Below are 19,411 nucleotides of genomic sequence, written 5' to 3' on the forward strand. Positions count from 1 at the left end.
CTGCAATTTAATCTTATAGTTAATATATTAATATATTTAAGCTTAATGAGCAACTGCATTTGCTGCTAAATAAAAAATCTTCTAAATTTTATAAAGTTATTAAAATATTTATTGTTATTAAATATTAAGATGTTAATATATAAGTAACATGGTGAATAACCAGCTTCGGCAAGTAGCTGATAAAATTTAATATCCAGGTAGGAGATTGTTATGGTAAGTATAATTTCTAACGGCGCTGCATCAACTGCACAGGCTAACCTTAAAAAGGCCAATGCTGATTCAGCTGCTTCTATTGCTAGACTTTCAAGTGGTGAGAAAATTGATCGTGCTGCAACCGATGTTGCTGCTCTTTCAGTTGGTACCATTATGAGAGCGTCTGTGAGTACATTAGCTTCAGCACGTACTAACGCTGCTCAGGCATCAAGCCTGCTTGGTGTGGCTGATGGTTCTTTAAAAATGATTGGTGAAATTCTTCAACGTCAAAAAGCTCTTGCTACTCAGGCTACTTCCGGTACCTTAGGTGAAAGTGAAAGAGGATTCCTTGATCAAGAATTCCAGCAACTTAAAGAGCAAATTGACCAAATTGCTACTAAAACTAACTTTAACGGTGTTAAGTTAATTGATGGTAGTTTGTTTAATCCAGCAAAGGTAACTACTGGTGACCGTGCTAATTCTAGTGCAACAAGTGGTACATTAACTTTTACAGCTACCGCCGGTGCTGATGATGAGACTCTAACTATTAATGGTGTGACATTTACTTTCCAGGCTGCTGTAGTTAGTGGTGCTAATACTGAGGTTATTACGACCGCTGTAGCTGCTGATAATGCTAAAGCATTCTATACAGCAGTTCAAAATACATTAAATTCCATCGATCCAACTGACGCAGCAAGTAAAGTAAGACTATCATCATTAGATTTTACTCTAAACGGTGCTAATGTTGTAATCACTACCAAAGCGGGTGGTGCTGCGTTTAATAATGGTGGTACTAAAGTTGTTGCGGTGGTTGGTAGTGCAGCACTTGGCGCTGGTGCAGTTTTAGTAAACAGTGCCGATGTTGATAATACAACTATATCACTAAGTACAGGTGGGACTGCTGGTGTGAATGGTGATCTTGCTGCAGGTACTTTTGCAACTGCTGGCGCAACTGCGTATGCAGGTACAGCAACTACTATAACACAGGGGACCAGGGGGGATAATATCATTACCGCTATTGATATTGATGCTGCTGCAGTAGCCGGTATGGATAGTAATGCTACTGGCGTAAGTACAGCAGGCGTATCTAATAATAAAGATTTTGTTGGTAAGTTATCAGGATTTAAGGCAACTTATGTTCAGGATGATTATGTTAACATTAGTATTGAAGTGGGTAATTATACGTATCAAGCTAAGAACGTCAAAACAACTCCAGGTACTGCAGGTGCTGCCACAGTTTATCGCTTTGCTTCAATCGAAAATGGTGGTGGATTCTTTGATCTTCAGTTTGAAACAGGTACTAGTTCAGGTTTAACTACTATGGTGACTGACCAGTCTGCTGCTAATGTTATTGCCTCACGTTTAGACCGAGCTTTTGAAGGCTTAGATTTCTTCCAAAAACGTGAAGTATCGTCATATGTTGCTGCTGGTACTATTTTCCCAACAGGAAGCTCAACTTCTTCTGGTAACTTAGCTGGTACTAAATTTGAACTCATTAATAATGATTTTTCAAATGTACAAATTGAGAGCATTAAAGTAAACGGCCCTGTAAGTGGCGGTACTGAAGCAACAATTGAATTTCAAATTAATGGTGAAATCTTTAGAAGTGGCTATGATGGAGAGGGTACTACTACCGCTCTTACTAACCAGATAACCAATACCACTACTGTTGGTTTTGTAAGTACCACTGATCCTCGTAAGATCTTAAGGTTTTCTAATAATTCAGGAGCTACAATTGAAATCGATAACGTATCTAAAGCTCAAGGTTTTCAAAAAGCTCTAGAGCGTGCTTTCGGTGTAGGACAAGGTGGTTCATCACTCTCATTCCAAGTGGGTCTTACTTCTGATGATGCAATTAGTGTTCAGTTGAAAAGCGCCCAAACTAAGGACATGTATATTGACCAAGATGGTAACGCTGTAGCCAACGTTAATATTGGCGGTGCAGACGCTGTTAATGCTAATACGGCAGGTACTCTTCTTGATGGAGCAATTAGGTTTGTTACTGCATTAAGAGCAGACGTGGGTGCTTTCCAATCAAGGTTTGATTTCTCATCTGCTACTATTGATACTAGTGCTTCAAACTTAGATACAGCTCGTGGTATCTTCTTAGATACTGACGTTGAAAGTGAATCAACTAAGTTTGCTACATCACAAGTTCGCTTACAAGCTAGTATTTCTGTACTTGCTCAAGCTAACCAAATTCCACAAAGCTTGCTCAAGCTTATTGGTTAAGCTAAAAGTCTTGTTTAGAAAAAAAGGTGAGAGTTTATGCTCTCACCTTTTTTGTTAAAGAAACTATTCAAACAATCATTTATTAGGTGTAATTAAGCCAATTCCATAATATATAATATACAAATATAATTTATCGTTATTTAGATAATCATTGTAGTATACTTATAGTTAGGTAGCTGCTTTGGCCTAACCTGTTAAAGTACTATATATATTTTCATTGCCCGATAATCATGCAATCATTTTTGATTTTTGTTATTAATATATTCCATCATTGATTCTTTCTGGAACCTCATCGGATTCTTGATTTTCGTTAAATTGTTGGTTGATAGTAGGTTCTGCTCCAATCTTAAATGCTTCTTGGATAACTTCTTTACCATCTGCATTGCTGTCAGCTGGTTGCCCCGTACGACTAAAAATATTTATTAACTTTATGCCATTTGGGGGGGTAAAGGGATAATTATCAAGATTGCTTTTTATTGATTCCATAAATTCAATAAAGCCTGGAAGAGCATGGGTAGCGCCACTTACACGTTGGCCTAAACTTTTGGGTTGATCATAACCTAAATAGATACCGACAACTAATTGGTTGTTACCACCTATATACCAAATATCTTTACTGTCATTGCTAGTACCGGTTTTGCCAAATAAATGCATTTTTAGTTTTAATGCTTTTTGTGAAGTTCCTCTTGAAACTGCTCCTTCTAAAATTGATAGCATTTGGAAAGCAGTTCTTTCGTCGGTCACAGTCTTATTACTATCTTGGATCATAGGAGTACTGCTAATATTATTACAATCTGAGCAATATTTTGCGCTACTTCTTTGAACGCTTATTCCTTGATGGTCGTAAACCTGTTCAATTGCATAGGGTTTAATATATTTTCCTCCATTAGCGATCATAGAGTAGGCAGTTACCATTTTTATTAAGGTGGTTTCAGAGGATCCTAATACTACTGCAAAATTTTTATCAGGATTGTCATTAATGCCAAATCTTTTAATAGCTTCCGCAATCTTATTCATGCCTATTTGCTCGGCAATTCGGGCTGTAACTGTATTTCTTGATTTTTCAAGTGCAGTTCTAAAGGTGATATCTCCTAAAAAGTCTCCTTTATAGTTTTTAGGTCTCCATAAGGGTAGGCCGGGTCCTAAATAGATTTCTACAGGCGCATCAGGGTAGATAGTCGTGGGAGAAACCCCAAGCTCTAAAGCTGCAAGATACACAAATGGTTTAATAGTTGAGCCAGGTTGCCTGATAGCTTGGGTGGCTCGATTGAATTCACTAACTTTAAAATCAAACCCTCCGCTTAAAGCTAATATTCGGCCACTATTAGGCTCAATTGCTATCATTCCTCCATTAACTTCCGGGACTTGTCTAATAAAATACTTACCTTGATTGGCTTCCACATAGATTACATCGCCAGGTTTAAATATTTCTGCAAAATTATTAATATTAGTTTTAATCCATTTGTTGTCGGGTAACTCTATCTTAATTTCATTGTTTAATAATGTTCTAGCTTTTAGTTGCTGATGATTCACGTTAGTGATGGCTGCAATTTGCCAATTTAAAGGTGGGCTTATCTTTAATTGTTTAAGCTGGGTAGGAATATTATTGTGAATATTAATATTAGCTAGCGGTTTTCTAAAAAGGCTAAAAGCTTGGTCGTAATTAACTAATGTGTTACTTAAAGCTGTTTGAATCTTTTTTTGAAAATCAGAGTTTAGGGTGGTTATTATGCTTAATCCACCTTCGTAAAGTTCCTTATAGCCAAATTTGTCATTAATTGTACGTCGGACATGCTCATTAAAATAATCTTGATAGTTATTTTTAATGTGATCTGCAGGATCTACAGTATCGAGCTTGCTCATCATCGCAGGTTTTGCTTGCTCTTCGTTAATCATGCCTTCTTCATACATCCGATTAATTACATAATCTCTTCTGGCTTTGGCGCGATAATAGTTATTATTAGGGTTGTAATTGCTTGGTGCTTTAGGTAGTCCTGCTATATAGGCTACTTCTCCTAAAGTAAGTTGATCTATAGGTTTATCAAAATATGCAAGAGCTGCGGCAGCAACTCCATATGCACCTCTACCTAAATATATTTGATTTAAATATAGTTCTAAAATTTTATTTTTAGAATAAACTTGGGTAATTCTAAAAGATAAAATAGCTTCTTTAATTTTACGTGTGATAGTTCTTTCATTAGAAAGTAAAAAATTCTTAACTACCTGCTGAGTAATAGTAGAACCACCTACTAATGACTTGTTGCTACCTAAGTTTAACAGATTTTGAAAAATAGCGCGCAATAAAGAAGTATAATCTACGCCTGGATGAGAATAATAATTCTGATCTTCAGCGGCTATGAACGCATTAACCATATTATGCGGAATTTTATTAAAAGGGATATAAATCCTATTTTCAACAAAATATTCGGCAACCAAATTAGCATCTTTATCATAAATCCTAGTGGTTAAGGGGGGGTTGTAATTAGCAAGCTGTTTATAATCAGGTAATCCATCGTGATAAAACCTTACTAAGTAAAGTAAACTTGCAGCACCTAGTAAGGATAGGCTGAATACACTAAAGGAGATGAAATAAAGAAATTTTTTATATATTCTTTTATTATTTTTTTTTGTAATTCTTTTTTTGCTCATTTTATAAACTTATTTATAATGTATTTTATAATATTTTTCTATAGCATTAACTAAATCATTTAACAGTTTACTTTGATATTGATTTGAAGTTAATAATTTTTCTTCTATAGGATTAGATAAATAACCTAATTCAATTAACACTGACGGAAATTTGTTAGATTTAAGTACTTTTAAATTTGCATAACGATGTGACTTGTTAAGTAGTTTAATATTCTTGCTAAGCTCGCTTGTTATAATTTCTGCTAAATAAAATGAATAATTTTGAGTTTGAGAATTAACCATATCATTTATTGCTTCTTTGATCAATGGGTCATCTATGGTGTAAAAATTATCTACTGGCCCACCATTGTTATCATTATTCTGTTGAGCAATATTGGCTGCATCAATATCAGAGGCCTTATCTGATACGGTATAGACGGATAACCCTCTCATTTGTGGATCATTATGATAATCTGCGTGTAATGAAATGAATAAATTTGCTTTAAGTCCTTCAGCTTTTTTAACTCTTGTTTGAGGTTTTAAATAGAGATCCTTATTGCGAGTTAAGTAAATTTTAAAATTTTTATTGTAAGAAAGTTTCTTTTGTAATTCTTGAGCATATTTAAGCATTAAATGTTTTTCAACTATTTTATTAGGGCTAACAGTTCCTCTATCTTTACCTCCATGGCCTGGATCAATGACAATAACAAAATTTTGACGCTTATTATCTTTATTTTGCTTTTCTATGGAGGGTAATGGCAAATTGGTGGTGTGGTTTTTAATTAAGTCTACCTTTGCTATAGATGTAGGCTTTTTGTTTTTCTTACCATCTTTTCTAAGAGGTAGTAAATCTATAACTAATCTATGTTGATATCCTGATCTCGGAGCAATGGTAAATATTTTGTAAGTTAGTGGTTTATTAAAAAAAAGTTTTATTTGATTTTGGTTAATATGGTGGGTGAGGATAATATTTTTTATATTATGAGGATGATTGTTAAGATTGTTTTGAAAATTATTTTTTAATAGCTCTTCTTTGGCTAAGGTGATAACAAGGGTGCAATTGTTATAATTTAGAGTGGGGGTTAATTTGTTATCAGATTCTATCACTAATCTGGTTTGTGTATCATTATCTGCCCATCTAATAGTTAAAATTTTGGCCGATGCAACATTAACCAACGTAAATAATGTGAGAACTAGTAAAAAAGTAGTGGTAAAAAAATATCGTACCATCAGAATTAAAATCAATTTTTTAAATTTTTTGCAAAAATATTCTATAATTGTAGAAAAATGAATTGCAATTTCTCACAAGTGGTAATTTAATGACAAAACAAAACTTAGCATTTTAATGTGACAATTAAGTTTAGTTTTAATTACAATATAAAATTCAATATAACAAATGTTTTGCATAAAAATTCTTTTGAATGTTTTTAGATTGCTAATCATAGCAACCAGTATCATGCAAAATGTTTGCAAAAAATATTATAAGCAAAAATCTTATTTTTTTGATCTTAATAAGGGCTATTTCTATATATTTTTAAGCAAAATAAAATTAATTAAATTATATTATTACGATAATTGGGAGAAAAATTTACATGACAGTCAGGATGTTGGTAGATGCGACGTATTCAGAAGAAACGCGTGTGGCAACTTGCTCAAACAATGTTGTTGAAGACTTTGATTTTGAAACTAGTACAAAAAAACAGTTAAAAGGAAATATTTATCTAGGGCGTATAACAAGAATAGAAGGATCCTTACAGGCAGCCTTTATAGAATATGGCGCAGGTAAACACGGATTTTTATCATTTTCAGAAATTCATCCGGATTACTATTATTTAGAGGAAGAAGAAAACGGAAGTTTTGATCCTTATGCGAAACTTAGAAGCATTTTAGAATCACGTGAACTTCTTTTGCCAAGTGTGGCTCCGGAAGATGAGGAAATCCCTATTTCTAGTTCAGATGTGGAAGAGCCGAATCTGGTTGTTGAACAGCCAGCTCCGGAAATTTTAGAATTGAAAGAGGATAGTTCTTTTGTGGCGGATAGTATAAGTGAAGAGTTAGATGCAGAACTGCATGACAAATTGCAAAGGCGCCATAAAATTCAAGATGTAATTAAAAAAGATCAGATAATTCTTATTCAGGTGATTAAAGAGGAGAGGGGTAATAAAGGAGCTTCTTTTACTTCTTATATATCTTTGGCAGGTAGATATTGTGTATTAATGCCTAATAGTATAAGGCAAGGCGGTATTTCCAGAAGAATAGCTAACCCTGATGCTAGAAGAAGAATTAAAGAGATAATCGATAATCTTAGTTTGCCTGAAGGAGCTGGGGTAATCATTAGAACCGCAGGAGCAGATAGATCCAAAGGGGAAATTAAGAGAGATTATGAATATTTAGTAAAGCTTTGGAATGAAGTAAGAAAAAAAGTTAGTAGTACTAATGCGCCTGAGTTTATACATGCTGAGAGTGATCTAATAAAAAGATGCTTAAGAGATAATTACGATAGCTCTGTAGATGAAATCGTAATTCAAGGAGAAAAGGCTTATAAGACAGCGAAAGACTTTATAAAAATGATGATGCCTGATCAAATCTCTAAATTAAAGCCTTATAAAAGTAAGGTGCCAATTTTTACTAGATATAAAATAGAAGAGCAATTATCTTCAATGTTTAGCACTAATGTACCACTACCGGCTGGTGGTTACTTAGTAATTAATCCTACGGAAGCATTAACCTCGGTTGATATTAACTCCGGTAGATCTACTTCGGAGAGTAATGTAGAGGAAACAGCTCTTAAGACTAATTTAGAGGCTGCGCAAGAAATTGCCCGCCAACTACGATTAAGAGACGTAGCTGGCTTAGTGGTGGTAGATTTTATTGATATGATAGAGCCAAAAAATCGTGCGGCTGTAGAAAATTGTTTGCGCCAAGCTTTACAAAAAGATCGTGCAAAAATTCAAGTGAGCAGAATAAGCCCCTTAGGTTTGCTAGAAATGTCCCGTCAAAGATTAAGATCTAGTTTTATGGAGTCGCATACTCATACATGTCAGCATTGCCAAGGTAGAGGACGGGTAAGAGTCATTGAAACCATGGCAGTCGAAATTTTAAGAGCGGTTGAAATAGAATTAGTGTATGGAGATTATGAGAGCGTAAATGTTCATTTGGGTTTTGAACATGCGGCTTACTTATTTAATTTTCATAAAGCTGATATAACTCAACTCGAATTGAAACATAAAGTTAGGATCTATTTCTTGCCTTCTGAGCATATTATCGGCGAAGAATATATTATTGAGAAAACTAAAAGATCTAAGCCTTTGAAAAAAGAACAAATTGCTGACGAAGAAAGCGAGATCGAAGAAGAAGTGGTACGCAGTTATGCTCAACGCCAACCTCGCAAGGATGCTAATGAAGTTATGCGTGATACACAAACAGAATCGGCGTTTGAAGAAGTAAGCAATGTTGAGGTTATTGAAGGGGTGCTTAAAGCTACTAAAGAAGGGGCTTACCGTAAACCTGCTCGCCAGCGTAATAATCGTCGTAATCGTCATAATAAGTATAAGAAGCGCAGTACTATGGAAAGAGTTTCTATTAATGATGATCATCATGAGCGTAATGAAGAGAGAGAGCTGGAATACGTAGGAGAGGCTAAGCATCCAACATCACGCAATACTAGTGAAACCTCCTTGTTAAAAGAATTATGGAAAAGAATTATTGATTAAATGCTGAGACCTTTTCAGTTAGAATGTAACGGCTTATCAGGGGAAGTGGTAATTCCTGCTGATAAGTCAATACTGCAGCGTGCTTTGATAATTGCTGCAATTTCTCAAGGAAAAACAAGTATTTATGCTCAGAATAATTCAGAAGATCTAAAAGATAGTTATAACTGTATAAAATCATTAATCTCGCCGGCAAATTGCATGCAAGCGCAAGAAGGTTATGTTATCCAAGGGGTGTCAAGATATGGTATTGGCTATAATGATGATATAGTTAACTTTGGTAATTCTGCCACTTTAGCAAGGCTGGTTGTTGGCCTGCTATCTACTTATAATAAGATTTTTACTTTTAGCGCGCATGATAATTTAAAAAAACGTTCAATGCTATATCTTATAGATATGCTAAAACAAAATGGTGCTGAATTTTATTCAAACGATTGTAAGTTCCCTTTTGTAATGAAAGGGGCTAGTGCTGCGCTTCCAATTAAATTTCTTAATCATTATAATTCTGCTCAGCTTAAATCTGCTGCATTGTTAGCTGGAATTAATACTCCGGGTATTACCGAGATTGTTGAAGAGTGTGAAACCAGAAATCATACGGAAATATTGTTAAGTTTTTTTGGTGCTAGAGTGCAATACCAAGATCGGATGATTTTACTTGAAGGTTATCCCGAACTTAAAGGGCAGTCATTCTCAGTGCCAGGAGATCCTTCATCTGCAGCATTTTTAATATTAGCTGCTCTGATTATACCTAACTCGCAAATAACCATTAAGGATGTTTTGTTCGATAAAGTTAGATTAGAGTTCGTTAGTATACTTCAGAAAATGGGGGGTAAGATAGCAATGGTTAATATAAGAGAAGGTGAACCGTTTAGTAAGGTGGATATACAGGTAGCTTATTCTGTTCTTAATGGAATAGAGATAGAAGGTATTTTGTTTTCTAAGTTGATTGATGAATATATAGTATTGTCAGTTGCGTGCGCATTTGCTAAAACTAAAAGTGTTATTAAGAATTTAACTCATGGTTTGGTTAATAAGGAATCTGATCGTGCTCAGGGCATATTGCTAAATTTAAGAAATTTAGGAGTGGAATGTGAGGTGAGAGGTGAGGATATTATGATTTATCCAGGCAGCTTGAGTATTGATAAAGGGCAAATTTTTGATCTTGATGATCATAGAATCTTAATTGCATTTGTTATTGCTCATTTGGCAATTAAAGGTAAGGTAATAGTATCAAAACCTTATGTGGCTAACAAAAGTTACCCTGAAATTTGGAAAAATTTATTGTTGCTTAATGTGAAGAAGTCCTCTATTTAAACGCCAAACACAATTTTTGTTAATAAAGTTAAACATCTGTTAAAAGTGCTTGACGCCAATAAGGCTTTTGATTAGTATCTGCGACTTAGAATTACGAGTATTGTTGAAAAAATTAGGAGAATTAATGCCTACAGTTAATCAGTTGGTTAGATCACCAAGAAAAAGAAATCAAAGAAACACCAAGTCACCTGCGCTTGTTTCCTGTCCACAAAGACGTGGTGTATGTGTAAGGGTTTATACTACAACTCCAAAGAAGCCAAACTCCGCTCTTCGTAAAGTTAGTCGTATTAGGTTAACTTCTACATTTGATGTGATTGGTTACATTCCGGGTGAGGGGCATAACTTGCAAGAGCACTCAGTGGTGTTGATTAGAGGCGGAAGGGTAAAGGATTTACCTGGTGTGCGTTATCATGTAATTCGTGGAACTTTAGATTGTCAAGGTGTTAAAGATAGAAGCCAAGGTAGATCTAAATACGGTACTAAAAAGAAGAAATAATTAGGATTAAATTATGTCAAGACGTCGTCGTACGAAAAAAAGAATAATAAATACTGATGCTAGATACAATAGTATTGAGGTGGCAAAGTTCATTAATATACTGATGATGAGCGGTAAAAAAGCTGTAGCAGAAAAAATTGTTTATAGTGCTTTAGATTCAGTTGCTGAGAGGCTCAAAAGAAACCCGTTAGAGATTTTTAAAGAAGCTATTGAAAATTTAAAGCCACAGCTTGAAGTTAAATCAAGACGTGTGGGTGGTGCGACTTACCAGGTACCAATAGTGGTTAACCCGGCTCGTGCATTTGCTTTGGCAATTCGTTGGCTCAAAGATGCGGCTGCTAAAAGATCTGAAAAAACAATGTTTGAACGTCTGGCAGCAGAGTTTAGAGATATTCTTGAGAAGCGTGGCGCTGCGATGAAAAAGCGTGAAGACACTCATAAGATGGCTGAAGCTAACAAAGCTTTCGTGCATTATAGTTGGTAATTTAAAAGGTAATCATGTCAGTTGATAATATTCCATTAGAAAAATATCGTAATATTGGTATTTGTGCTCATATTGACGCAGGTAAAACTACTACGACCGAGCGTATATTGTATTATACCGGAAAGACCCATAAAATTGGTGAAGTTCACGAAGGTGCGGCAACCATGGATTATATGGTGCAGGAGCAAGAACGTGGTATTACTATTAGTTCTGCTGCTACTACTGCAAGATGGAAAGATCATAGGGTAAATATAATTGATACTCCGGGACACGTAGATTTTACAATTGAAGTGGAGCGCTCAATGCGCGTGCTTGATGGTGCGGTTGCGGTGTTTGATGGTGTAGCTGGTGTGGAACCTCAATCTGAAACAGTATGGCGTCAAGCTGATAAATACGGGGTGCCTAGAATTTGTTTTGCTAACAAGATGGATCGTGTTGGTGCTAACTTCTATCGTTGTGTTGAAATGATAGAAAGTAGGCTTGGTGCTAATCCTGCCGTGATCCAACTTCCTATCGGTATCGAAGAAAGTTTTACCGGAGTTGTAGATCTGGTAGAGATGAAGGGGGTTACCTGGCAGAGTGATGTATTAGGAGCTGAATTTAATGTTGGTGATATTCCTGCTGATTTGGTTGAAAAAGCTAATGAATATCATGCTAAATTAGTTGAAACGGTTGTAGAAGCTGATGACGAAATTATGGAAAAATATTTAAGCGGAGAAGAAATTTCTACTGCTGAAATAAAAAAATGCATCCGTAAGGGGGTGCTTTCCGGGTTGTTTGTTCCTGTGCTTTGTGGTAGTGCCTTTAGAAACAAAGGGATTCAAACTTTGCTTGATGCTGTGGTTGAATATCTACCAAGCCCGCTTGATGTTCCGTCGGTACAAGGGATTAACCCAAAAACTGAAGCTGAAGAAGCTCGTAAAAGTGATATTAACGAACCTTTGTCAGCATTGGCATTTAAGGTTATTAACGATCCGTTTGTAGGTTCGCTTACTTTTGTTAGAATATATTCAGGTGTTTTAAATGCAGGTAGTACTGTTTTAAATACAGTGAAAGATAATAAAGAAAGAGTTGGCCGTATGTTATTAATGCATGCGAACAATAGAGAAGATATTAAAAGTGCAAAAGCTGGTGATATTGTGGCTCTAGCTGGATTAAAGAATACTACTACGGGTGATACATTATGTGATCCTGATAAGCAAATTATTCTTGAAAGAATGGAATTTCCTGCTCCAGTTATTGAAGTTGCTGTTGAACCTAAGAGTGCAGCTGATCAAGAAAAAATGGGACTTGCGCTTTCTAAGTTGGTTTCAGAGGATCCATCACTTCATGTTCATACCGATCAAGAAACTGGCCAAACTGTACTTAAGGGTATGGGTGAGCTACATCTTGAAATTATCATTGATCGTATGAGAAGAGAATTTAAGGTGGAAGCGAATATTGGTGCTCCTCAGGTGGCTTATCGCGAAACAATTACAAAAACATACGAAGTTGATTATACTCATAAGAAGCAAACCGGCGGTGCTGGACAATTTGCTCGTATCAAAATTATTTTTGAACCGCTTAATCCAGGCGAGGGTTTCAAATTTGAATCTAAAGTTGTTGGTGGTTCTGTTCCTAAAGAATATATACCTGGTGTTCAAAAAGGACTTGAGGCTATTAAGGATTCAGGAGTACTTGCTGGATACCCGGTTATTGATTTCAAAGCTACCTTAATTGATGGTGCATATCATGATGTGGATTCTAGCGTGCTTGCTTTTGAAATAGCAACCAAAGCTGCGTTTAGGCAAGCTATGCCAAGTGCTGGTGCTAAATTGCTTGAGCCAATTATGAAAGTTGAAGTTATTACCCCAGATGAGTATATGGGTGATATTATCGGCGATTTGAACTCGCGTCGTGGTCAGGTGACTGGTATGGAGCAGCGAGGTAATGCTCAGGTTATTAATGCTCTAGTGCCACTAGCTAGTATGTTTGGATATGTGAACCATCTAAGATCAATGTCTCAAGGTAGAGCGCAGTACACTATGATTTTCGCACATTATGAGCAAGTGCCTAATAATGTTGCTGATGAAATTATTTCAAAACAGGGTAATTAAAAGGAGTTAGTAAAAATGGCGAAAGCAAAGTTTGAGCGTAATAAGCCGCACGCAAATATAGGGACCATCGGACACGTAGACCATGGTAAGACCACATTAACAGCGGCAATCACTAAAGTGTTGTCAAAGGCAGGCGGTGCGACGTATCGAGGGTATGACCAAATCGACGCAGCACCTGAAGAGAAAGCACGTGGTATAACTATATCAACCTCACACGTAGAATATGAGACAGTAAATAGGCACTATGCACACGTAGATTGCCCAGGACATGCTGACTATGTAAAGAATATGATCACTGGTGCTGCACAAATGGATGGAGCAATCTTGGTAGTATCAGCTGCTGACGGTCCAATGCCACAGACTCGTGAGCATATTTTGCTTGCACGTCAAGTAGGTGTACCGGCGATGGTAGTGTTCTTGAACAAAGTAGATATGGTTGATGATCCTGAATTATTAGACCTAGTAGAAATGGAAGTAAGAGAATTATTATCCAAATATGATTTCCCAGGTGATGATATACCGATAATCCGTGGTTCAGCGCTTGCAGCGTTAGATGGTGATAATGAGGAAATAGGTGAGAATGCAATTCTTAAACTTATGGAAGCAGTAGATAGCTATATTCCAACTCCAGCACGTCCAGTAGACAAGCCGTTCTTAATGCCGATTGAAGATGTGTTCTCAATTTCAGGACGTGGTACTGTAGTAACCGGCCGTATCGAACGTGGTATTGTCAAAGTTGGTGAAGAAGTAGAGATCATTGGTATTAATGCGACCCAAAAAACTACTTGTACTGGTGTAGAAATGTTCCGTAAGCTACTTGATGAAGGTCAAGCTGGTGATAACGTTGGTGTATTACTCCGTGGTACCAAACGTGAAGATGTGGAACGTGGACAAGTTCTTGCTAAACCAGGCAGTATAACTCCACATACTAACTTCGAAGCTGAAGTGTATGTATTAAGTAAAGAAGAAGGTGGAAGACATACCCCGTTCTTTGCAAATTATCGTCCACAATTCTATTTCAGAACTACCGACGTGACTGGTATTGTAAATTTACCAGAAGGAAAAGAAATGGTGATGCCAGGTGATAACCTTAAAATCACTGTGGAATTAATTGCACCAATCGCAATGGAAGAAGGTTTAAGATTCGCTATCCGTGAGGGTGGTAGAACCGTTGGCGCTGGTGTGGTTGCTAAAATTTTAAAATAGTTAAAAAAATATTGAGTAAAAATATGAATAATCAGCAGATCAGAATAAGGTTGCAATCGTATGACTCTACATTGGTAGATCATGCTTCCTTAGAGATATATAATACTGCGGTAAGAACTGGAGCGGAAATTTCCGGTCCAATTCCAATGCCGACTCAAACTCAAATTTATACTGTTAAACGTTCTCCTCATATTGATAAGGAGTCGCAAGAACAGTTTAAATTAACTACTCATACTAGAGTTTTATATATTGTACCATCTCCTCAAACAGTGGAGTCATTAATGAAACTGGAACTACCAGCTGGTGTTGAAGTTAAAATTAAATTGATGGAGGCAGCATAATGGCAAAAGCATCCAAGATAATTGAAACTGGACAAAAACAACGTACCGGATTAATTTTCAAAAAAATTGGTATGACTTCGGTTATATTTGATAATGGTAACGTGGTGCCATGTACTGTGCTTGAGTTTGAACCTCAATTCGTAGTAGGTGTATTAACCGCTAAAAGAAATGGTTATAATGCTCTTCAATTGGCATGTGGCAAAATCAAAAAGAAAAATGTAGCAAAGCCGCAATTGGGTCATTTTGCTAAAGCTAAAGTAGAACCTAAAAAAATATCTAAGGAATTTTTAGTTTCTGAGGATGCGCTGTTACCAATTGGTACTCAGCTTAAAATTGAGCATTTCAAAGTGGGTCAATTTGTTGATATCGTTGGAACTGCCATTGGTAAGGGTTTTGCTGGTGTAATGAAGAGATGGAATTTTAGAGGGCTTGAAGCAACGCATGGTGTATCAATTACTCATAGATCTCATGGTTCTACCGGTCAATGTCAAGATCCTGGTAAGGTATTTAAGAATAAAAAAATGGCTGGACAACTGGGTAATAATAAGGTAACAATACACAACTTAATGATTGTGGATATTGATCTTGAAAGATCCTTGGTTTTAGTAAAGGGTGCCGTACCTGGTAAAAAAGGGTCGTATGTATTTGCAAAAGATGCTGTAAAAAAAGTTTTAGGCGCAAATCTTCCGTATCCAGCTTCCATAATTGAAAACGCAGATGCCGAAAGTGCAGCGTAGCAGAAGATATTGTAAGGTTTAAGCAATGGATATAAGTATAGTTAATTTATCAAACGAAGTGATTGATAAGGTTCAGTTAAGCGAAGATATTTTCGGTTATGAATCAAGGCCTGATATATTGCATAGAGTAGTATTATGGCAGCTTGCAAAACGCCAAGCTGGTACTCATAAAACGAAAGGGATATCAGAGTTATCTGGGACTACTAAAAAACCGTATGCTCAGAAGGGTACCGGACGTGCCCGCCAGGGTAGTTTACGTTCGCCTCAATTTAGAGGTGGTGCGGTTATATTTGGACCGGTAGTAAGAAGTCATGCGATTAGTCTTCCAAAAAAGATGCGCAAGTTAGGATTGTGTCATGCATTGTCCGATAAGCATCAAGGTGGAAGTTTGATTGTTGTGGATAATTTAGATTTGGAAAATGGCAAAACTGCAGAATTAAATAATATCATAAAAAAATTTAATTTTGATTCAGTATTGTTTGTTGATCAAAATAATCAAAGTGAAAAATTTAAAAGGGCTTGTAGTAATTTAATCAATATAGATGTTTTACCAGTAATGGGTTTAAACGTATATGATATTTTACGTCATAAAAATCTTGTTATTACTAAGCAAGCGCTTGTTGAAATTGAGGAGCGCTTACAATGAGAAAGACATCAGTTTATCAAGTATTGCTCTCTCCTGTAGTTTCTGAAAAATCAACATTACTTCAAGAGCAAAATAAATATATGTTTAATGTTGCGATTGTTGCGAATAAACAGCAAGTTAAAAAAGCTGTCGAAGAGATTTTCAAGGTTAAAGTAACAGGAGTTAATATTGCTAATCGACCAGGTAAGGTGAAACGTTTTCGTGGAATTATCGGTCAAAGAAGTGATAGAAAAATAGCAATAGTTACGTTAGAAAGTAATCAAACTATAGATTTAGCTGCAGGTATATAATATGAGTTTAAAAACTTATAATCCAACTACTCCAGGTCAGCGTCAACTGATTTTAATTGATAGATCGGAGTTATGGAAAGGCGATCCGTTTAAAAAACTTACTGAAGGTAAATCTTCTACTGGTGGTAGGAATAACTTAGGTCGTATTACTACTAGGCATAGAGGCGGTGGTCATAAAAAGCTTTACAGAATAATTGATTTCAAGCGTCAGAAGCTTGACGTTACTGCTGTAATAGAAAGAATAGAATATGATCCCAATAGAACTTGTTTTATCGCATTAGTTAAATATGAAGATGGAGAGCATGCGTATATTTTGGCTCCACAAAAGTTAGCTATTGGGGATAAAATTATTTCTAGCAAAAATGCTGATATTAAAATTGGTAACGCTATGCCATTATCAGGAATTCCGGTTGGTACTATGATCCATAATGTGGAACTTAGACCTGGTAAGGGTGGTCAGTTAGCTCGTGCTGCTGGTAGTTATGCTCAAATAGTTGGTAAAGATGCTGGATATGTGATGATTAAGTTAAGATCCGGTGAAGTTCGTATTATTAAAGCTGAGTGTATGGCAACTATTGGAGTTTTATCGAATCAAGATCATCAAAATACTAACCATGGTAAAGCCGGACGAAGCAGATGGTTGGGTGTAAGACCTACCGTTCGTGGTGTTGCTATGAATCCGATTGATCACCCGCATGGTGGTGGTGAAGGTAAAACTTCTGGTGGTAGACATCCTGTTTCACCATGGGGTAAAAAGACCAAAGGTAAGAAGACCAGAAGAAATAAGAGAACAAGTAAATTTATAATTCGTTCAAGACATCAGAATAGGGGTAAATAATGGCTAGATCAATAAGAAAAGGTCCGTTTGTTGATCCTTATGTGATCAAAAAGGTAAAGGCTGTTAAGGAGTCTGGTAAACTATCCACAGTTATTAAAACTTGGTCCAGACGTTCGGTTATATTACCAATGTTTGTTGGTTTAAATTTTGCTGTTCATAATGGTAAGAAGTTTATTCCAGTTCATGTGAAAGAGGAAATGGTTGGTTTCAAATTTGGTGAATTTGCACCTACAAGAACTTTCTATGGCCATGGTGCTGACAAGAAAGCAAAGAAAGGTTAGTTATGACTGATACATTAAGATTATCTAAAGCAAAATTAGGTGTGGTAAGAACCAGTCCGATTAAGCTTAATAATGTTGCTAAGCTTATTCGTGGATTAAAAGCAGATGCTGCTTTGTTGCAACTTAAGTTTTGTAAAAAACGTATTTCAACCGAAGTTAGAAAATGTTTACTTTCAGCAATTGCAAATGCTGAAAATAATCATGGTATGAACATCGATGATTTATATATTGACCGCATAGAGGTAGGAAAATCAATTCTTATGAAAAGATTTCGTGCTCGTGCTAGAGGTAAAGGTGCAAAAATCGAAAAATTCTTTAGCAATATAACCATTTTATTAAAAGAACGTAAGGCATAGGATAAATTATGGGTCAGAAGTGTAATCCAATAGGTGCTCGTTTAGGAATCAAAAAAGCTAACGGACAAGTTCGTAACTGGGATTTTGTTTTTTATTGCGCTGATAGAAATGAATATGCAAAAAGGCTACATGAAGCATTAAAAATCAGAAGCTTTTTGTTTACAAGATTGAAATCTGCAGGTGTAAGCAAGGTTGGTATCGAAGGTACGGCTGGTAAGCTTAAGGTAGATATTCATACATCGCGCCCTGGTGTGGTAATTGGTAAAAAAGGTTCTGATATTGATGTGATCAAAAAAGAGCTTGCCAAATTTACAAAAGATGATATTCATTTGAACATCGTTGAAGTTAGGAAGCCTGAAGTTGATGCAAATATTGTTGCTCAATCTATTGCTTATCAAATTGAAAAAAGGGTTTCTGTAAAAAGAGCTATGAAGTCTGCGATCCAGCAGGCGATGAAGTATAACGCTCTTGGAATCAAAGTTATAGTTTCTGGTCGCTTAGGTGGTGCAGAGATTGCAAGAACTGAGAGATATCATGAGGGTCGTGTACCTCTTCATACATTTAGAGCTGATGTGGATTATGCATTAGCTGAAGCTCACACTACTTACGGTGTAATTGGTGTTAAAGTTTGGATTTATAGATCTGATAATTATTAATAATTTAGGAAAAATGAGATGTTAGCTCCTAAAAAAACACGTTATAGAAAAGCCCATAAGGGAAGAATTCATGGTAATGCAAAGGGTGGCTTTTCTGTTAGTTTTGGTACTTTTGGTTTGAAAGCTTTACAGCCAGAAAGAATTACCGCTCGCCAAATTGAAGCGGCCAGAAGAGCAATTATGCGTTATATAAAGCGTTCGGGCAAATTATGGATAAGAATTTTCCCGGATATTCCTGTTTCTAAAAAGCCTGCAGAGGTGAGAATGGGAAGTGGTAAGGGTTCTCCAGAGTATTTCGTAGTAAGAGTTAAGCCTGGCAAGGTTTTGTTTGAGCTGGATGGTGTTAGTGAAGAATTGGCACGTGGTGCATTTGATAAAGCTTCTGCAAAACTTCCAATTAAAACAAAATTTGTTAAAGCTGTTGGAGAGGAAGTAAATGGCTAATAAAAAAATGCAAGAAATTAATTCTTGTGCAAAAGAGCAAATTCTTGAACAGCTTAAAATGGTTGACAAGGAAATGATGAATATTCGTTTTCAAAGAGTCACTTCGGAATTTAAAAATACTGCTCGCATAAGAGATTTAAAAAAACAAAAAGCTCGTTTGTTAACATTGTTTAATCAAAAATTTAAGCGGAGTAAATCCAGTGCCTAAACGCGTATTGACAGGTGTAGTGGTTAGTGATAAACCTAATAAAACAGCTGTAATTAAAGTTACTCGTCGTATTAAACATCCAATTTACAAAAAGACAGTAACAGTAACAAAAAAATATTCTGTACATGACGAAAATAATGAATGTCATATGGGTGACTTTGTGACATTTGAAGAGTCTTCTCCTATTTCTAAAACCAAGAAATGGAAAGTTACAAATATTGCTAAGTCAGAACAATAATTTGAATTTATAGTAGGT

20 protein-coding genes are annotated in these 19,411 nt (G+C 36.0%); 18 read left to right on the forward strand and 2 right to left on the reverse strand.

What is annotated here, in order from left to right; all coding sequences use genetic code 11:
* The first annotated feature begins 210 nt into the window (after positions 1 to 210).
* Positions 211 to 2,424 (forward strand): flagellin N-terminal helical domain-containing protein, encoded by a 2,214-nt coding sequence (locus EF513_RS04725; RefSeq protein ID WP_125216263.1) that lies wholly within the window; start codon positions 211 to 213, stop codon positions 2,422 to 2,424.
* Positions 2,425 to 2,679: 255 nt separating this feature from the next.
* Here the strand turns inward: EF513_RS04725 and EF513_RS04730 are convergent, their stop codons facing one another.
* Positions 2,680 to 5,073, reverse strand: a complete 2,394-nt coding sequence (locus EF513_RS04730; RefSeq protein ID WP_125216264.1) for a penicillin-binding protein 1A — start codon at positions 5,071 to 5,073, stop codon at positions 2,680 to 2,682.
* Positions 5,074 to 5,082: 9 nt separating this feature from the next.
* Positions 5,083 to 6,282, reverse strand: a complete 1,200-nt coding sequence (locus tag EF513_RS04735) for an N-acetylmuramoyl-L-alanine amidase family protein (RefSeq protein ID WP_125216265.1) — start codon at positions 6,280 to 6,282, stop codon at positions 5,083 to 5,085.
* A 362-nt stretch (positions 6,283 to 6,644) separates the two neighbouring features.
* Here EF513_RS04735 and EF513_RS04740 point away from each other — a divergent pair, with 362 nt between their 5' ends.
* The 17 genes from EF513_RS04740 (at position 6,645) to rpsQ (ending at position 19,393) form a co-directional block, all read left to right on the forward strand.
* Positions 6,645 to 8,765, forward strand: coding sequence for an Rne/Rng family ribonuclease (locus EF513_RS04740; protein WP_125216266.1), 2,121 nt, complete (start codon positions 6,645 to 6,647; stop codon positions 8,763 to 8,765).
* On the forward strand, positions 8,766 to 10,076 hold the full coding sequence (locus EF513_RS04745; protein ID WP_125216267.1) for a 3-phosphoshikimate 1-carboxyvinyltransferase: 1,311 nt from the start codon (positions 8,766 to 8,768) through the stop codon (positions 10,074 to 10,076).
* 124 nt (positions 10,077 to 10,200) lie between these two features.
* On the forward strand, positions 10,201 to 10,572 hold the full coding sequence (rpsL, locus tag EF513_RS04750) for a 30S ribosomal protein S12 (protein WP_125216268.1): 372 nt from the start codon (positions 10,201 to 10,203) through the stop codon (positions 10,570 to 10,572).
* Positions 10,573 to 10,585: 13 nt separating this feature from the next.
* Positions 10,586 to 11,056, forward strand: coding sequence for a 30S ribosomal protein S7 (gene rpsG / locus EF513_RS04755; protein WP_125216269.1), 471 nt, complete (start codon positions 10,586 to 10,588; stop codon positions 11,054 to 11,056).
* A 14-nt stretch (positions 11,057 to 11,070) separates the two neighbouring features.
* Positions 11,071 to 13,152: an elongation factor G gene (gene fusA, locus EF513_RS04760; protein ID WP_125216270.1), complete on the forward strand. Its 2,082-nt coding sequence runs from the start codon at positions 11,071 to 11,073 to the stop codon at positions 13,150 to 13,152.
* Between the two features lie 15 nt (positions 13,153 to 13,167).
* Positions 13,168 to 14,358 carry an elongation factor Tu gene (gene tuf, locus EF513_RS04765; RefSeq protein ID WP_125216271.1) on the forward strand — a complete coding sequence of 397 codons (1,191 nt, stop codon included), beginning with the start codon at positions 13,168 to 13,170 and terminating at the stop codon, positions 14,356 to 14,358.
* A gap of 23 nt (positions 14,359 to 14,381) precedes the next feature.
* Positions 14,382 to 14,699 carry a 30S ribosomal protein S10 gene (gene rpsJ, locus EF513_RS04770; protein WP_125216272.1) on the forward strand — a complete coding sequence of 106 codons (318 nt, stop codon included), beginning with the start codon at positions 14,382 to 14,384 and terminating at the stop codon, positions 14,697 to 14,699.
* On the forward strand, positions 14,699 to 15,436 hold the full coding sequence (gene rplC, locus EF513_RS04775) for a 50S ribosomal protein L3 (protein ID WP_125216273.1): 738 nt from the start codon (positions 14,699 to 14,701) through the stop codon (positions 15,434 to 15,436). The genes rpsJ and rplC overlap by 1 nt, the downstream gene beginning before the upstream one ends.
* A gap of 25 nt (positions 15,437 to 15,461) precedes the next feature.
* On the forward strand, positions 15,462 to 16,082 hold the full coding sequence (gene rplD / locus EF513_RS04780; protein WP_125216274.1) for a 50S ribosomal protein L4: 621 nt from the start codon (positions 15,462 to 15,464) through the stop codon (positions 16,080 to 16,082).
* Positions 16,079 to 16,372, forward strand: a complete 294-nt coding sequence (gene rplW / locus EF513_RS04785; RefSeq protein ID WP_125216275.1) for a 50S ribosomal protein L23 — start codon at positions 16,079 to 16,081, stop codon at positions 16,370 to 16,372. The genes rplD and rplW overlap by 4 nt, the downstream gene beginning before the upstream one ends.
* A 1-nt stretch (position 16,373) precedes the next feature.
* A complete protein-coding gene (gene rplB, locus EF513_RS04790; RefSeq protein ID WP_125216276.1) occupies positions 16,374 to 17,210 on the forward strand; it encodes a 50S ribosomal protein L2 in 837 nt (278 codons plus the stop codon).
* Positions 17,210 to 17,491 carry a 30S ribosomal protein S19 gene (gene rpsS / locus EF513_RS04795; protein ID WP_125216277.1) on the forward strand — a complete coding sequence of 94 codons (282 nt, stop codon included), beginning with the start codon at positions 17,210 to 17,212 and terminating at the stop codon, positions 17,489 to 17,491. Before rplB ends, rpsS begins: the two co-directional genes overlap by 1 nt.
* Positions 17,492 to 17,493: 2 nt before the next feature.
* Positions 17,494 to 17,847, forward strand: coding sequence for a 50S ribosomal protein L22 (rplV, locus tag EF513_RS04800; RefSeq protein ID WP_125216278.1), 354 nt, complete (start codon positions 17,494 to 17,496; stop codon positions 17,845 to 17,847).
* 8 nt (positions 17,848 to 17,855) lie between these two features.
* On the forward strand, positions 17,856 to 18,503 hold the full coding sequence (gene rpsC, locus EF513_RS04805) for a 30S ribosomal protein S3 (protein ID WP_125216279.1): 648 nt from the start codon (positions 17,856 to 17,858) through the stop codon (positions 18,501 to 18,503).
* 18 nt (positions 18,504 to 18,521) lie between these two features.
* A complete protein-coding gene (rplP, locus tag EF513_RS04810; protein ID WP_125216280.1) occupies positions 18,522 to 18,947 on the forward strand; it encodes a 50S ribosomal protein L16 in 426 nt (141 codons plus the stop codon).
* Entirely contained in the window at positions 18,940 to 19,155 is a 216-nt protein-coding gene (rpmC, locus tag EF513_RS04815) for a 50S ribosomal protein L29 (RefSeq protein WP_125216281.1), read from the forward strand. The genes rplP and rpmC overlap by 8 nt, the downstream gene beginning before the upstream one ends.
* Positions 19,148 to 19,393 (forward strand): 30S ribosomal protein S17, encoded by a 246-nt coding sequence (rpsQ, locus tag EF513_RS04820; RefSeq protein ID WP_125216282.1) that lies wholly within the window; start codon positions 19,148 to 19,150, stop codon positions 19,391 to 19,393. The genes rpmC and rpsQ overlap by 8 nt, the downstream gene beginning before the upstream one ends.
* Positions 19,394 to 19,411 lie beyond the last annotated feature (18 nt).

This window comes from Rickettsiales endosymbiont of Stachyamoeba lipophora (assembly GCF_003932735.1).
In the GTDB taxonomy this organism is placed as follows: Bacteria; Pseudomonadota; Alphaproteobacteria; order Rickettsiales; family 33-17; genus RICK01.

What these genes read in the sequence shown, in the direction of transcription:
- EF513_RS04725 (WP_125216263.1), top strand. Translation starts at nt 211, where the DNA reads ATGGTAAGTATAATTTCTAACGGCGCTGCATCAACTGCACAGGCTAAC.
- EF513_RS04730 (WP_125216264.1), bottom strand. Translation starts at nt 5,073, where the DNA reads ATGAGCAAAAAAAGAATTACAAAAAAAAATAATAAAAGAATATATAAA.
- EF513_RS04735 (WP_125216265.1), bottom strand. Translation starts at nt 6,282, where the DNA reads ATGGTACGATATTTTTTTACCACTACTTTTTTACTAGTTCTCACATTA.
- EF513_RS04740 (WP_125216266.1), top strand. Translation starts at nt 6,645, where the DNA reads ATGACAGTCAGGATGTTGGTAGATGCGACGTATTCAGAAGAAACGCGT.
- EF513_RS04745 (WP_125216267.1), top strand. Translation starts at nt 8,766, where the DNA reads ATGCTGAGACCTTTTCAGTTAGAATGTAACGGCTTATCAGGGGAAGTG.
- rpsL (WP_125216268.1), top strand. Translation starts at nt 10,201, where the DNA reads ATGCCTACAGTTAATCAGTTGGTTAGATCACCAAGAAAAAGAAATCAA.
- rpsG (WP_125216269.1), top strand. Translation starts at nt 10,586, where the DNA reads ATGTCAAGACGTCGTCGTACGAAAAAAAGAATAATAAATACTGATGCT.
- fusA (WP_125216270.1), top strand. Translation starts at nt 11,071, where the DNA reads ATGTCAGTTGATAATATTCCATTAGAAAAATATCGTAATATTGGTATT.
- tuf (WP_125216271.1), top strand. Translation starts at nt 13,168, where the DNA reads ATGGCGAAAGCAAAGTTTGAGCGTAATAAGCCGCACGCAAATATAGGG.
- rpsJ (WP_125216272.1), top strand. Translation starts at nt 14,382, where the DNA reads ATGAATAATCAGCAGATCAGAATAAGGTTGCAATCGTATGACTCTACA.
- rplC (WP_125216273.1), top strand. Translation starts at nt 14,699, where the DNA reads ATGGCAAAAGCATCCAAGATAATTGAAACTGGACAAAAACAACGTACC.
- rplD (WP_125216274.1), top strand. Translation starts at nt 15,462, where the DNA reads ATGGATATAAGTATAGTTAATTTATCAAACGAAGTGATTGATAAGGTT.
- rplW (WP_125216275.1), top strand. Translation starts at nt 16,079, where the DNA reads ATGAGAAAGACATCAGTTTATCAAGTATTGCTCTCTCCTGTAGTTTCT.
- rplB (WP_125216276.1), top strand. Translation starts at nt 16,374, where the DNA reads ATGAGTTTAAAAACTTATAATCCAACTACTCCAGGTCAGCGTCAACTG.
- rpsS (WP_125216277.1), top strand. Translation starts at nt 17,210, where the DNA reads ATGGCTAGATCAATAAGAAAAGGTCCGTTTGTTGATCCTTATGTGATC.
- rplV (WP_125216278.1), top strand. Translation starts at nt 17,494, where the DNA reads ATGACTGATACATTAAGATTATCTAAAGCAAAATTAGGTGTGGTAAGA.
- rpsC (WP_125216279.1), top strand. Translation starts at nt 17,856, where the DNA reads ATGGGTCAGAAGTGTAATCCAATAGGTGCTCGTTTAGGAATCAAAAAA.
- rplP (WP_125216280.1), top strand. Translation starts at nt 18,522, where the DNA reads ATGTTAGCTCCTAAAAAAACACGTTATAGAAAAGCCCATAAGGGAAGA.
- rpmC (WP_125216281.1), top strand. Translation starts at nt 18,940, where the DNA reads ATGGCTAATAAAAAAATGCAAGAAATTAATTCTTGTGCAAAAGAGCAA.